This is a genomic window from Nocardioides sp. L-11A, from assembly GCA_029961745.1.
GTDB lineage: Bacteria > Actinomycetota > Actinomycetes > Propionibacteriales > Nocardioidaceae > Nocardioides.
In genome coordinates, this window is the sequence record CP124680.1 from 3,161,414 (window position 1) to 3,175,388 (window position 13,975).

A 13,975-nucleotide genomic window follows, 5' to 3' on the forward strand; every position below is an offset into this window, starting at 1 on the left:
CTCACCCCGTGATCCTGACCGTGGTGGTCGATCCCCAGATCGCGAAGCTCAGGAAGAAGTTGGCCACGACGATGGTCACGATGCTCGTCCGGATCGCCCTGCCGACCGCCCTCCCCACGCCGGCCGGGCCGCCCGAGGCGGTGTAGCCGTAGTAGCAGTGGATGAGGATCACCGCGACCGCCAGGAAGAGCAGCTTGAAGAAGGACCACAGGATGTCGATCGGCGGCAGGAACTGGAAGAAGGCATGGTCGTAGGTCCCTGGCGCCTGCCCGTAGATGTAGACGACGATCAGGCGCGGCGAGAGGAAGGACGCCAACAGGGCCACGAGGTAGAGCGGGATCACCGCGATGAAGGCGGCGACCATCCGGGTGGTGACGAGGAACGGCAGCGACGGGATGCCCATCACCTCGAGGGCGTCGATCTCCTCGGAGATCCGCATCGCGCCCAGGCGGGCGGTGTAGCCACAGCCCACCGTGGCGGCCAAGGCGATCGCGGACACCAGCGGGGCGACCTCGCGAGTGTTGAAGTAGGCGGAGATGAAGGCGCTGAACTTCGCCACTCCGATCTGGCTCAGTGACGCGTAGCCCTGGATGCCCACCTCGGTGCCGGCGAAGAACGCCATGAACGCGATCACGCCGGCCGAGCCGGCGATCAGGCTCAAGCCGCCCGCGCCGAAGGTGACCTCGGCCAGGGTGTTGGAGATCTCGCGCGGGTAGCGCCGGATGGCACGCGGCGCCCAGGTCAGCGCCTTGACGTAGAAGAGCAGTTGGTCGCCGTACCCCTCGAGGGACGCCCGGCCGCTCTTGTACGCGTCGCCGAGGAACTCGCCTGCCGCCGCCATCACAGACCCGCCGGGGGTGCGACCTGGAAGTAGATGGCGGTGATCACGGCGTTGAGGAAGAACAGCGCCATGAACGCGATGATCACCGTCTCGTTCACGGCGCGGCCGACGCCGCTGGGGCCGCCGCCCGCGTTGAGGCCCTTGTAGGAGCCGATGATCGCGGCCAGCCAGCCGAAGATGAGCGCCTTGATCATCGCGACGTAGAGGTCGGGCAGCGAGGCGAGCCCGGCGAAGGTCGACAGGAACGCACCCGCGGACCCGCCCTGGACGATGACGGTGAAGAAATAGCCGCCGCCGATGCCCGCGGCGATCACGATGCCGTTGACCATCACCGCGACGAACGTCGTCGCCACCACCCGCGGCGCGACGAGGCGCTCGAGCGGGTCGATGCCGAGGACCTCCATGGCATCGATCTCCTCACGGATCTTGCGCGCGCCGAGGTCGGAGCAGATCGCCGACCCGGCCGCCCCCGCGATGATCATCGCCGCGGCCATCGGCGCCGCCTCGCGCACGGTGGCGAGGACGGCGGTCGCTCCGGCGAAGGACTGGGCGCCCAGCTGTCCGGTCAGATTGCCGACCTGCAGCGAGATGACCGCGCCGAAGGGGATCGAGACCATGATCGTCGGCATCAGCGTCACGCTGGTGACGAACCAGGCCTGCTCGAGGAACTCGCGGAACTGGAAGGGGCGCGTGAAGATCCGCTTGGTGACCTCGACGACCATCAGCGCGATCTCGCCGGGGCCGCGCACGACCGCCATGGCATTGAACGCCACGCGCCGACTCCTCTCCCCACGGTTGTCGCCGGTCCTGCTCCGGCAACGGGGCGATACTAGAACACGTTCTCGTTGTGACCAAGGCGACATGGCCGGAGCGTGGTCGTTTTCACCCGACTTCTCACTCCAACGCTGCCGTCCGGGCCCGAGTCACGGCGTCCCTCGGCTGGCGTCCGCTCCTCACTTCGTCGCCGGCGCTCGCTGGCGCTCCCGCGCTCCCGCGTTCGTCGGAAGCACTTCGACCTCGTTCCTCGGTCGGCGCTTCCTCCTCACTTGGTCGCTTCGAGCATCTGGCGCAGCTCCTTCTTGAGCTCGCCGATCTCGTCGCGCAGCCGGGCGGCCAGCTCGAACTGCAGCTCGGCCGCGGCGGCCTTCATCTGGTCGGTGAGGTCCTGGATCAGCTGCGCCAGGTCGGAGCTGGGCAGGCCGGCGAGCTCGGCGGCGTGCCCGCCGATGTCGGTGCTGCGCAGCTGGGGCGTGGGCGACTTCTTCGGCTTCACGCCCCCGGCGCGTCCCTTCTGCCCGACATCGGCCCAGGTCTGCAGCAGCTCCTGGGTCGTCTCGTCCTCACGGGCGAGCATCTCGGTGATGTCGGCGATCTTCTTGCGCAGCGGCTGCGGGTCGATCCCGTGGGCCTCGTTGTAGGCGACCTGCTTGGCCCGGCGACGATTGGTCTCGTCGATGGCCGACTCCATGGACGGGGTGATCCGGTCGGCGTACATGTGGACCTCGCCGGACACATTGCGCGCCGCGCGGCCGATGGTCTGGATCAGCGACTTGTCGGAGCGCAGGAAGCCCTCCTTGTCGGCGTCGAGGATCGAGACCAGCGACACCTCGGGCAGGTCGAGCCCCTCGCGGAGCAGGTTGATGCCGACCAAGACGTCATAGGCACCGAGCCGCAGGTCGCGCAGCAGCTCGATCCGCTTGAGGGTGTCGACCTCGGAGTGCAGGTAGCGGGTGCGGATGCCGGCATCGAGGAGGTAGTCGGTGAGGTCCTCGGACATCTTCTTGGTCAGCGTCGTGACCAGGACCCGCTCCTCCTTGTCGGCGCGCAGCCGGATCTCGTGGATCAGGTCGTCGATCTGGCCCTTGGTCGGCTTGACCACGACCTCGGGGTCGACCAGGCCGGTGGGGCGGATGATCTGCTCGACGACGTCGCCCTGCACCTTGTCGAGCTCGTAGTCGCCGGGCGTCGCGGAGAGGTAGACCGTCTGGCCGATCCGGTCCAGGAACTCCTCCCAGCGCAGCGGCCGGTTGTCCATGGCGCTCGGCAGCCGGAAGCCGTGCTCGACCAGGTTGCGCTTGCGCGACATGTCGCCTTCGTACATGCCGCCGATCTGCGGGACAGCGACGTGGGACTCGTCGACCACGAGCACGAAGTCCTCGGGGAAGTAGTCGAGCAGCGTGTTGGGCGCGCTCCCCCGGCTGCGGCCGTCCATGTGCATCGAGTAGTTCTCGATGCCGGAGCAGGAGCCGACCTGGCGCATCATCTCGATGTCGTACGTCGTGCGCATCCGCAGCCGCTGCGCCTCGAGCATCTTGCCCTGCCGCTCGAAGGTCTCGAGCTGCTCGGTGAGCTCGGCCTCGATGCCGTTGATCGCCCGCTCCATCCGCTCGGGACCGGCGATGTAGTGGCTGGCGGGGAAGACGTAGAGCTCCTGGTCCTCGGTGATCACCTCGCCCGTGACCGGGTGCAGCGTCATCAGCCGCTCGATCTCGTCGCCGAAGAACTCGATGCGGACCGCCAGCTCCTCGTAGACCGGGAAGATCTCCAGCGTGTCGCCCCGCACCCGGAAGGTGCCGCGGGTGAAGGCGAGGTCGTTGCGGGTGTACTGGATCTCGACCAGCCGGCGCAGCACGGAGTCGCGGTCGTGCTCCTCCCCCACCCGCAGCCGGACCATGCGGTCGACATACTCCTGCGGGGTGCCGAGGCCGTAGATGCACGACACGGTCGACACCACGATCACGTCGCGCCGGGTGAGCAGGCTGTTGGTCGCCGAGTGGCGCAGCCGCTCCACCTCCTCGTTGATCGAGGAGTCCTTCTCGATGTAGGTGTCGGTCTGCGGGACGTAGGCCTCGGGCTGGTAGTAGTCGTAGTAGGAGACGAAGTACTCGACGGCGTTGTCCGGGAAGAGCTGACGCAGCTCGTTGGCGAACTGCGCGGCCAGCGTCTTGTTGGGCTGGAGCACCAGCAGCGGCCGCTGCACCTGCTCGGCCACCCAGGCCACCGTCGCGGTCTTGCCGGTGCCGGTCGCGCCGAGCAGGACGACGTCCTGGACCCCGTCGTTGATGCGCTTCGTGATCTCCGCGATGGCGGCCGGCTGGTCACCGGAGGGCTGGTAGTCGGACTGCACGTGGAAGGGCGCGACACGACGCTCGAGATCGGTGACCGGACGCATGGCTCCAGCCTACGAGGGAGCGCCGACAGCACCGCCGCCTCGCTTGTAACTAAGGGTTACAGCATGGTTTTCGCACCTACCCGGGCGTTGTTGCGCACGTAACACTTAGTTACAAGGGATCAGCGCGGCCTGTCGGGCCGGACCCGCAGGGCGTGCAGTGCCGTGGCGAGCATCGTGTAGTGGCCCACGAGCATCAGGATCTCGATCCGCTCGCGGTCCTCGAAGTGCGTCCCCAGCTCCGCCCACAGCGGGTCGGAGAGGTCCTGGTCGGCGAGCAGCTCGTCGGTGGCGCGCAGCAGCAGCCGCTCCCGGGCGCTGAGACCCGGGTCCCTCTCCCCCGCCTCGATGGCGGCGACCTCGGCGCGGGACAGCCCGGCCCGGCGGGCCAGGCGCCGGTGCTGCTCGAGCTCGTACGCCGATCCGCGGCGCGCCGCGACCCGGACGATGACCAGCTCCGACTCCCGCCGCGACAGTCGGCCCCCCGGCATCAGCCGGCCGGCGAAGTGCAGCCAGCCCCAGAACAGCCGGCGGTGGCGGCCCAGGGTGAGGAAGACCGCCGGCGGCTCGGTGCCCTGGACCCGGCCGGCGATCCGGGCGAAGGCCGCGACGAAGGGGCCGACCTCGCGCCAGCCCCCGGGCGTGATCCGCGGCTCGTCCGGACCGCTCATGCGACCCGCCGCGCCTGCTCGACCGCGGGCAGCACCTTGTTGGCGCCGTAGTTGAACACCCGCATCGCGACGGCGTACCCGGGCGGGAAGTAGCGCTGCAGCCAGTGGACCAGCCGGATGTCGGGCGAGGTGTAGACCCAGTACCGGTTGCGCAGGGCGCCCTTCCAGATCGCCGCGGCGGCCTGCTCCGGGGAGACGGCGCGCTTCTGGAAGTGCCCGCGCGCACGGACGAAGGCCTTGCTCTGCTGGTCGATCCCAGCGATCCGGATCGTCTCGACCAGGCCGGTGTCGACGCCGCCGGGACACACCAGGCTGACGCCGATCCGGTGCTTGCGCAGGTCGTAGCGCAACACCTCGGAGACACCCCGCAGACCGAACTTGGTGGCGCTGTAGGCCGCATGCCACGGCATCGCGATGATGCCGGCGGCCGAGGAGACGTTGACCAGCTGGCCACCGCGGCCGGCGTCGATCATCGGGGGCACGAACTCCTCGATGACGTGGATGGGACCCATCAGGTTGACGTCGACGAGACGCTGCCAGTGCTCGGGCTCGAGGCTGCGGACAGTGCCCCAGATCGCGATGCCAGCCACGTTGAGCACGACGTCCATGGCACCGGCGCGCTCGGTGACGTGGGCGGCGAGGCGGCGCACCTGCTCATGGTCCGCGACATCGGCGACCTCCGCGGTGCCGACCCGACCGCCGCGGGCCCGGATCGCTGTGGCGACCTCGGCGAGGCGCTCCGGCTGGACGTCGGTCAGGTGCAGCACCGCCCCCCGGTCGGCCGCCTGCTCGGCCACCGCACGGCCGATGCCGCTGGCGGCGCCGGTGACCAGGACCTGCTTGCCGGTCAGGTCGCGGACGGGTGCACGGAACCACATGGGCTTCTCCTCGGTTCGGGTCGGCGGCGCGTCGCGGCGACGAGCCGGGCCGGGGCAGCCGGCCCTCCCGCGTTGTTGCAACCCCGAGTGCAACACGCTGTTACAACAGCGTCACCCTAGCAGGCCGGATTCAGAGCAGCGGGCGGAGCGGAGCGAGGACGAGCTCGGTGAACTTGCGGTGCACGTCGCGCGCCTCCCACTCGCCGCTGGTCAGCTCGAGGCAGTGCGACTGGTCGATCTCGAAGATCTCCTCGAGCTCGCGGGCGAAGCCCTCGTCGATGATCTCGACGTTGATCTCGAAGTTGCCGGTGAGGCTGAGCCGGTCGATGTTCGCGGTGCCGACGGTCGCCCAGGTGCCGTCGACGGTTGCGGTCTTCGCGTGCACCATCGCGTCGCGGTAGCGCAGGATGCGCACACCGGCGTCGAGCAACTGGGTGAAGTGACCGCGAGAGATCCAGTCGGCCACGATGTGGTTGGACTTGAGCGGCAGCAGCAGCCGGACGTCGACGCCACGACGGGCGGCGGCCTTGACGGCGTCGATGAAGTCCTCGTCGGGAAGGAAGTAGGCCTGGGTCATCCACACATTGCGGCTGGCCCGGTTGATCGCCTCGATGTACATCGCGCGGATCGGGAACATCCACAGCCGCGGCACATTGCGCTGCACCCGCACCCGGGGCTCCCAGGTCGACGCGGTCTCCAGCAGCAGGGGGCGCTCGGAGCCGCGCAGCCGCCGGCGGCGGTTGAGGTTCCAGAAGTCCGCGAACGCCCGCTTGAGGTCCCAGACGGCGGGTCCGGTGATCTGGACGTGGGTGTCGCGCCACTCCGACTCGTACGCCGAGCCGATGTTGTAGCCGCCGACGAAGCCGACGTTGTCGTCGACCACGAGGATCTTGCGGTGGTCGCGGCCGTAGCGCCGCAGGTCGAAGAAGCGCCACCCGGCCGAGTAGACCGGGTAGCGCAGCACCTTCACACTCGGGGGGAAGCGCTGGAAGGCCGGCGAGACGACCAGGTTCGCGAACCCGTCGTAGATGCAGTAGACGTCGACGCCGCGCTCGGCAGCGGCGATCAGCGCACGCTTGAACCGCTCCCCGGTCGCGTCGCCCTTCCAGATGTAGGTCTCGAAGAGGATCTGGCGCTGGGCGCCGTCGATCGCGGCCAGCATGTCGTCGTACAGGTCGCGGCCGAACGTGTAGGTCGTGACGTTCCCGTCGCCCACCGCGACCGTGCGCGGTGGGGTCGTCGGGAACGGCTTGGGCCGCTTGCCCCGGCGCCGGTAGGAGTCGACGAGCGACATCGCGATCGCCACCAGGAAGGGCACGCCGATCAGCGTCAGCAGGACGCGGCGCAGCGCGGTCCTCAGGCCGGCCAGGGGGTCGTTGTCGTCGTGCGCCACGCGCGTCAATCTAGTGGTGTCCTCGGACGTCCGTCGTGGGTGGGCTCACGTCCTACGGGGTGCCCTCGCCGCTGTTGGTGCCACTCAGCAGCTCGAGCCGGTCGACCAGCCAGCTGCCGTCGACGAGCTTCATCGTCATGCTGACGCGCTGCTCCTCGATCTTCACGTCGGCATTGGTCTCGTCCGTGATGGCCTGGTCGACGAAAGCGAGCACCTCGACCTGGCTGGCGTCGACCACGCGCCCGGCCGCGTCGACGACCTGGCCCTTCGCGGTGGCTCGACCGTCGACGATCGCCTGCTGGAGCGTGCTGACGTTGGCCTCGAGCTTGGCCCTCAGCTCGGTGTCGGCGATCTTGTCGAGCCAGGCGAAGTCGTGCTCGCCGTCCTTCCACGAGTACGTCGTGGTCTCGACCAGCACCTCCTTGGCCGCCTCGATCGCCGCCTTCTCGGCGTCGTCCTGCGCCGCGAGGGTCTGTGCCCGCGACCGGGCGTCCGCGAGGTCGTCGTCTGCTCCCCGCTCCTGGACGACCAGCCAGCCGATGACCGCGAGGCTCGCGACCAGGGCCGCGACCAGCGCGACGAGCAGGGTGCTGGGCCGGGACTCCCGGGTCACCGCACCGGCCCCGGGGCGTGGGCGGCGCCGCGCTGGAGCGTGGCGAAGGACGCGGCGCAGCGGCCGTCCTTCTGCAGCGGCCGGCGCTCGGTCTTCTTGGGGTCCAGCCGCGCGGTGCCGTAGCTGCACCGGGGGTCCATGTCGGGGATCAGCTCGATCCGCAGCTCGCCGTCGCGCACCTTCGACAGCAGCGACCGGAGTCCCGGCGAGTAGTTCTGCAGCAGGTTGCGCAGGTGGGGCTCGTAGGAACGGAACACGTCGGTGAAACTTACTCCTGTCGACAAGAAGCCGGGCAGCACCTGGTTGGCGTCCTCGACCAGCTCGACCAGTTCGTCGAGCTGGCCCGGTCCCCGCTTCAGCAGGTCGCGCAGCTCCGGGTCGTAGTCGCGCAGGAAGCGCGCGAACTGCTTCGCCGAGGTCGCGAGCCGGCGCAGCGAGTCGGCGTTGTCGGTCGCGATGGACAACACGCTGCCGGAGTTGGCGATGACCCGGTCGGTCTCGGGCCACACCTCGTCGAGGGTCTGCAGGATCGCGGTCCCCTGGTCGAGGATCTGGCCGAGGTCGTCGCCGGTGCCCTTCAGGCCGGTGCTCAGCTCCCCCAGGACGATCCGCAGCTTCTTGTCGTCGATCTGGCGCAGCACGTTGTTGACCGCGACGACCGTCGAGCTCAGGCTCTTGGGCAGGTCGGTCGACTCGGCGGGCACGACGTCGCCGGTGGCGAGGTACGGCCCGGCGGCCTGCTGTGGCTGGAAGTCGAGGTACTGCTCGCCGACCGGCGAGAGGCTGCGTACCCGGGCCAGCGAGTCCTTCGGGATCTCGGTGCCCGTGGTGATGGCGATCGTGGCCTCGACCCCCTCGGCCGCGGGCACGATCGAGCGGACCTTGCCGACCTTGATGCCGCGATAGGTCACCACGGAGCCCTCGAAGAGACCGCCGGTCTGCGCGAGCTGGACCTTCACCTCGACCGGGCGCGAGGTCAGCGGCTGGTCGAGGACGGCGGCGAAGATGTAGGCCGTCGTCACGACCAGCACCACCACGATGCCGGCGAGGCTCAGGTAGAGCCGGTCGCCCAGGATCTTCTTGACCATCTCAGGCCCCCCGTCCGAACAGCGCGCCGAGCAGGCCGTTGAGGCCGAGCGGGTCGGACGTGGGCCCGGTGCCGTCCGGGGTGCTCCCCGTCCCGGCCGGACCGGCAGGAGCCGCCGGGGCGGCCGCGCCGTGCTTGGCCTTGCCGCCACCCTTCCCGCCACCCAGCAGCCCGGGCAGCAGGTCGCCGAGGCCGATCAGGTCGAGCAGGTCGGTGACCAGCCCGTTGACGGCGCCGGTCAGCAGGCCGTCGATGTTGAGGTTGTCGACGTGCAGCTCGAGCGCGATGTTGAGGTAGTCGGTGCCGATCACCGCGTCCGCCGAGCCGGACGCCTGGATGACGGCCTGCAACGACTTCTCGAAGGTCCCGTTGTTGGCGGCGAACTCCGCCAGCACCGGTTCCAGCTCGCTGAGCATGCTGAGCAGCTGGGTGCGGGTCTTGGTGACGGTGTCGTTGGCGGCCCCGCTGAACTTCTCGACCTCGGCGAGCAGCTCGGTGAACGCCGGCGTCTTCTCGCGCAGCACCTTGGCGGCCGGGCGGATGTCCTTGAGCGCCCGGTTGATGGTCTTCTTGCGCCCGTTCAGCGTGGTCGACAGCGAGTTCATCGAGGACAGGACGCCGTCGATCGCCTGGGTGGTGGCGTTGGCCCGGGTGAGGAAGACGGAGGCCTTGTCGAGCAGCGCGCGATAGTCCGCCTCGTTGCCGCTCAGCGCGGTGTTCAGCTCCTCGGTGACCGTCTGCAGCTGGTCGAGGCCGCCGCCGTTGATCAGGAGCGAGGCCTGCGCCAGCGCGTCCTCGACGGAGGGGGCCGTCCGGGTGCTCTCGCGGCCCAGCACGGCCTTGTCGGCGAGCTCCGGGCCCGTGGCCGGGTTGGTGACGTCGACGAACAGCTCCCCGAGCGGCGTGGTGTAGCGCAGCCGCGCCTGGGCGCCCTCCCGCACCACCGCGTCCTTCTTGACCGTCAAGGTCGCGCGGGCCGTGAAGTCGTCGGGCTCGATCGACTTGACCTTGCCCATGTCGACGCCGTTGACCTTGACCGGCGCGCCCACCGCGAGGTTGAGGGCGTCGTCGAACTGCGCCTCGATCTCGATCGTGTCGCCCGCGACCCCCGTGCCCGGGATGGGCAGGTCGCGCATCGTCGTACTGCAGGCCGAGAGCACGCCCAGCACGAGGACGAGCAGGCCGGCGACGCCGGCCCTCGTCCGCATCGCAGTCATCGCGGTCATCGTTCCCTCACGATCCCGGCTGCGTGCCGTTGATGATGTTGCACAGCGGTCCCAGCAGGCCCTGGCAGACCTGCTGCAGGAGCCCGCCCAGCGGGTCGAGGATCAGCGGGTCGATCCGGACCGGGAGGCGGTCGCCCTGGACCAGCTGCAGGTTCTGCAGCGCGAGCGGCATCACCCGGAGGATCTCGGCGAGCTGGTCCTGCTTGGTCAGCAGGGTGTTCATCAGCGTCGTCGAGCCGTCGAGGCTGGCGACGATCGACTCCCGGTTGTCGACGGCGAACTTCGCGACGGTCGTCACCGCCTTGTCGAGCGAGCGTAGCGCCTGCTGGAAGTTGCCCCGCTCGTCGGCGAGCAGCTGGGACGCCGCGGATACCTGCTGGATGAAGGTGCGGGCGGTGTCCTCGTTGGCCGCGATCGTGGTCAGCAGCACGTCGAGCGAGCGCAGGGTCGCCGCGATGTCCTCGCGATGGCTGGCGATCCCGTCGACGCCGTTCGCGAGCGAGTGGATCGTCTGGTTGAGCAGCGGGCCGCGGCCCTGCAGGGCCTCGGTGCCGGCGTCGATGAACTTCTGGACGGCCTTCGTCGTCTCGGCGTTGCCGCCGATGCCGGTGGCGAAGTCGTTGAGCGACTCCAGCACCTGGTCGAAGTCGACCGGTGTCTGGGTGCGGTCCAGTCCGATGGTCGCGTCGTCCTTCAGCTTCGCGCCCTCGCGGTAGACGGGCGTCAGCTCGACGTACCGGTCGGTGGCCACCGACCGGGCCACGACGACGGCGCCGGCGTCGGCGGGGACGGGCTGTCCGGCGTCGATCTCCATCGTCACGAGAACCTTGTCGCCCGCCGGCTCGATCGAGCTGATGGATCCGATGGTGACGCCGAGGACGCCGACGTCGTTGCCGACGAACAGTCCCGCGGAGTCGGCGAAGTACGCCTTCACCGTCATCTTGTCCGACCCGCCGACGAGGCCGCACCCGGTGGCCAGGAGGACGGCGACGGTCGCCGCGACCGCGGCGGCGGCGCGCAGCACGCGCCTGTCGAGGACCCGGCTCATCGCTGACACGTCCCTTCCAGCTTGCAGGTGGTGTCGTCGGCCGGGATCGCCGGCGGCTTGACGTAGAGCGGCAGGTAGGGCCCGCTGCCGGTCGCGTTGGCGACATAGCGGACGGCGGGTGCCATCTGCTCCAGGAGCTTGGTCAGCTGCTTGTCCTGGCTGTTGAGCGTGTCGAGGACGGCCTTGACGTCCTTCAGCGCGGGTTCCAGCTTGCCGTTGGTCGACTTCACGATCGCGGTGAGCGCCTTGGACAGGTCGGTGGTCTCCACCAGCAGCCGGTGGATGGCCTCCCGGCGGGCGGTGATCTCGCTGACGACCAGGTTGGTCTGCTTCATCAGGCCGACGAAGTCCTGGCTGCTCGCCGAGAGCTGGTCGGTGACCTTGCGCGTCGACTCCAGCAGGTCGCCGACCTGGTCGGAGCGCTTCGAGACGACCTCGGAGAGGCGGGCGACCCCCTCGAGCGCCGGGCCGATCTCCTCCTTGCTCGCGCCGAGGGTGTCGGCCATGGCGGTCAATGCCTGGGCCAACAACTCGGGGTCGAGCTCGTCGAGCGCCTCGGAGCCCTTCTCGATGACGTCCTGCAGGTTGTAGGGCACCGACGTCCGCTCGAGCGGGATCTGGCCACCGGCGAGGCTGCCCGACCCGTTCGGGTCGACCTCCAGGTAGTGGGTGCCGAGCAGCGTGGCGACCTTGACCGTCGCCGAGGACCGCTCGCCCAGGCTGATCCCGGAGTCGAGGGCGAAGGTCACCAGGACGTGGTCCTTCTCCAGCTCGATGGCGGTGACCTTGCCGGAGATCACGCCGTGCACCTGCACGTCCTCGCCCTGCCTCAGACCGCCCGTGTGCTCGAGGACCGCACTGTAGGTCTTCGTGCCGAAGGTGCTGACGCTGAGCACGATCACCGCCGCGCCCACCAGGCCGAGGATCGCCAGGGTGACGATGCCGACGCGCAGCGGGTTGCGCTCGTTCATGGGCTTCATCGGCACGCCGCCGACCAGGGACCGTTGTTGCCGACCGGATTGATCCCGGTGCCGTTCTCGGTGAGGGCGATCGACATCGAGCACACGTACACATTGAGCGCGTTCTCGTACGACGTCGCGCGCCCCAGCGAGTCGAAGACGGTGGTGAATGCCGGGACCGCGTCCACCAGGCTCTTGCGGGACCGCTCGAACATGTCGGCGACGGTGACCAGCTGATCCGTCGTCTTGGTCAGGGGCACCTTGACCTCCTTGAGCAGGGAGCTGGTCGCGCCGACGAGTCGGCTCACGCCGTCGATCGAGGCACCGATGGACTCGCGGTCCTCGGCGAGCCCCGTCATCAGGCCGCGCAGCTCGGCGACGGTCTGGGAGAGCTCGTCGCCCTTCCCGGCGATGTTGTCGAGCACCGGCTTGAGGTTGGTCATCACCTCACCGATCACGGCGTCGCGGTCGGCGAGGAAGTTGCTGAGCTCGCCGGTCTGCTCGAGCAGCTGCTCGACGGTGCCGCCCTCGCCCTGGAGCACCTTGATCAGCGAGGTCGCCAGCTGGTTGACGTCGCCGGGCTGGAGCACCTTGAACAGGGGCCGGAAGCCGTTGAGCAGGCCGGTGAGATCGAAGCCCGGGTCGGTGCGGGCGATCGGCACCGTGGCGCCGTCCTTCAGCTCCCCGCCCCGTTGGGCACCCTGGACGAGCGAGATGTATCGCTGGCCGAGCAGGTTCTGGTAGCGCATGACGAGCTTGGTGGAGTCGAGCAGCGGCTGGTCCTCGACCAGCTCGAGGCTGATCTCGGCGCCGTCCGGGGTCGCCTCGATCCCCGTGACCTGGCCCACCCGGACGCCGGCCGCCTTGACGTCGTCGCCGACCCGCAGGCCGCTGACATCGGCGAACTCGGCCTTGAACTCGTGGGTGCCGCCACTGACGCCGTTCTGCATGGTGTTGACCAGCAGCAGCAGCATCAGGCCGCTGACCACCGCGAAGGCGGCGAACTTGATCGCGATCGAGCGCAGCCCGGTCATCGGCCGTCCCCCCACAGCCGGCCGACGCCGGCCGGGTCGGTGCTGCCGGTGCGGTACGCCGGCCGCTGGCCACTGGTGTAGTACGGCGGCGGCGAGAGGCGCAGCGTGCCGTCGGTCTTGACGAAGCCGCCGCGCACGGCCTGCGGCAGGTTCGTACCGAGCAGGATGTTGACGGCCAGCGCGTCGGTGATGCCCGCCTTGCGGTTGTCGTAGACCGCGTCGAGCAGGACCGCCGACCCGTTGATGAAGTCCACCAGCTTCCGCTCGTTCGTCCTCAGGAAGCCCCGCGAGGTCCGGGCCAGGTTGGTGCCGCCGCTGATCAGCGCCGTGATGGCCGCCTCCTGGGTGACGATCGTGTGCAGGGTGACCAGGACGTCGTCGGTCGCGTCCAGGAGGTCCGGCGCGATCTCGTCGACCAGGCGGGTGGTCGAGGCGAGCGCCTCCAGGTCCGCGCGGACCTGCGGCATCCGCGGGTTGATCCGGTCGAGGTAGCCGTTGAGGGTGCGCACGGTGGCGCCGATCCGGCCGCCGCGGCCGTCGAGCGCCTCGGCCGCCGAGCCGATGGCCGAGGCGAGCTCGGCCGGACCGAGCGCCTTGACCAGACGGTCGATGTCGTCGAGCGCCTGCTGCAGCTCCAGGGTCTCCTGGGTGCTGTCGGCGGGAACCTTGGCACCGGCCTTCAGCTCGCCCGACGCGGCCCCGTGGACGACCAGGTCGACGAAGGTGGTGCCGAACACGGTCGCCGGCAGGATCCGCGCCACGACGTTGCCCGGGACGACGTCGAGGTCCTGCTTCGACATCTCCATGTCGACCGTGACGCCGCCGGAGGCGGCGCGACTGATCTTGGACACCTTGCCGACGATGACGCCGTTCATCTTGACGTCGGAGCCGGTGCGCAGCGCGCCGCCGGCGTTGGCGACCTCGGCGGTGACATGGGGCCGGGAGCCGAAGGTGCCGTTGCTGCGCAGCGTGATGAAGGCGCCGATGACGGCGAGCGCGACGAGCGCGATCAGGCCCCGGCGGGCCAGTTCGTTGCGAGAGACCTCGCGTGCCATG

The 13,975-nt window shown here is 69.5% G+C and carries 13 protein-coding genes; all 13 read right to left on the reverse strand.

What is annotated here, in order from left to right:
* Position 1 precedes the first annotated feature (1 nt).
* Positions 2 to 841 carry an ABC transporter permease gene (locus tag QJ852_15180; GenBank protein WGX94495.1) on the reverse strand — a complete coding sequence of 280 codons (840 nt, stop codon included), beginning with the start codon at positions 839 to 841 and terminating at the stop codon, positions 2 to 4.
* Entirely contained in the window at positions 841 to 1,614 is a 774-nt protein-coding gene (locus QJ852_15185) for an ABC transporter permease (protein ID WGX94496.1), read from the reverse strand. Before QJ852_15185 ends, QJ852_15180 begins: the two co-directional genes overlap by 1 nt.
* 269 nt (positions 1,615 to 1,883) lie before the next feature.
* Positions 1,884 to 4,013 (reverse strand): excinuclease ABC subunit UvrB, encoded by a 2,130-nt coding sequence (uvrB, locus tag QJ852_15190; protein WGX94497.1) that lies wholly within the window; start codon positions 4,011 to 4,013, stop codon positions 1,884 to 1,886.
* Positions 4,014 to 4,132: 119 nt separating this feature from the next.
* Positions 4,133 to 4,681 carry a carboxymuconolactone decarboxylase family protein gene (locus tag QJ852_15195; protein WGX94498.1) on the reverse strand — a complete coding sequence of 183 codons (549 nt, stop codon included), beginning with the start codon at positions 4,679 to 4,681 and terminating at the stop codon, positions 4,133 to 4,135.
* Positions 4,678 to 5,559: an SDR family oxidoreductase gene (locus QJ852_15200; protein WGX94499.1), complete on the reverse strand. Its 882-nt coding sequence runs from the start codon at positions 5,557 to 5,559 to the stop codon at positions 4,678 to 4,680. Before QJ852_15200 ends, QJ852_15195 begins: the two co-directional genes overlap by 4 nt.
* Positions 5,560 to 5,689: 130 nt before the next feature.
* Entirely contained in the window at positions 5,690 to 6,952 is a 1,263-nt protein-coding gene (locus QJ852_15205; GenBank protein WGX94500.1) for a phospholipase D-like domain-containing protein, read from the reverse strand.
* Positions 6,953 to 7,004: 52 nt separating this feature from the next.
* Positions 7,005 to 7,565, reverse strand: coding sequence for a hypothetical protein (locus QJ852_15210; GenBank protein ID WGX94501.1), 561 nt, complete (start codon positions 7,563 to 7,565; stop codon positions 7,005 to 7,007).
* Positions 7,562 to 8,653 carry an MlaD family protein gene (locus QJ852_15215; protein ID WGX94502.1) on the reverse strand — a complete coding sequence of 364 codons (1,092 nt, stop codon included), beginning with the start codon at positions 8,651 to 8,653 and terminating at the stop codon, positions 7,562 to 7,564. The genes QJ852_15210 and QJ852_15215 overlap by 4 nt, the downstream gene beginning before the upstream one ends.
* A gap of 1 nt (position 8,654) precedes the next feature.
* Complete coding sequence (locus tag QJ852_15220; protein ID WGX94503.1) at positions 8,655 to 9,869, reverse strand: MCE family protein; 1,215 nt, start codon at positions 9,867 to 9,869, stop codon at positions 8,655 to 8,657.
* Between the two features lie 16 nt (positions 9,870 to 9,885).
* Positions 9,886 to 10,926 carry an MCE family protein gene (locus QJ852_15225; protein WGX94504.1) on the reverse strand — a complete coding sequence of 347 codons (1,041 nt, stop codon included), beginning with the start codon at positions 10,924 to 10,926 and terminating at the stop codon, positions 9,886 to 9,888.
* Entirely contained in the window at positions 10,923 to 11,906 is a 984-nt protein-coding gene (locus QJ852_15230) for an MlaD family protein (protein WGX94505.1), read from the reverse strand. Before QJ852_15230 ends, QJ852_15225 begins: the two co-directional genes overlap by 4 nt.
* Complete coding sequence (locus QJ852_15235; protein ID WGX94506.1) at positions 11,903 to 12,919, reverse strand: MlaD family protein; 1,017 nt, start codon at positions 12,917 to 12,919, stop codon at positions 11,903 to 11,905. Before QJ852_15235 ends, QJ852_15230 begins: the two co-directional genes overlap by 4 nt.
* Positions 12,916 to 13,974 carry an MCE family protein gene (locus tag QJ852_15240; GenBank protein ID WGX94507.1) on the reverse strand — a complete coding sequence of 353 codons (1,059 nt, stop codon included), beginning with the start codon at positions 13,972 to 13,974 and terminating at the stop codon, positions 12,916 to 12,918. The genes QJ852_15235 and QJ852_15240 overlap by 4 nt, the downstream gene beginning before the upstream one ends.
* Between the last annotated feature and the right edge of the window lies 1 nt (position 13,975).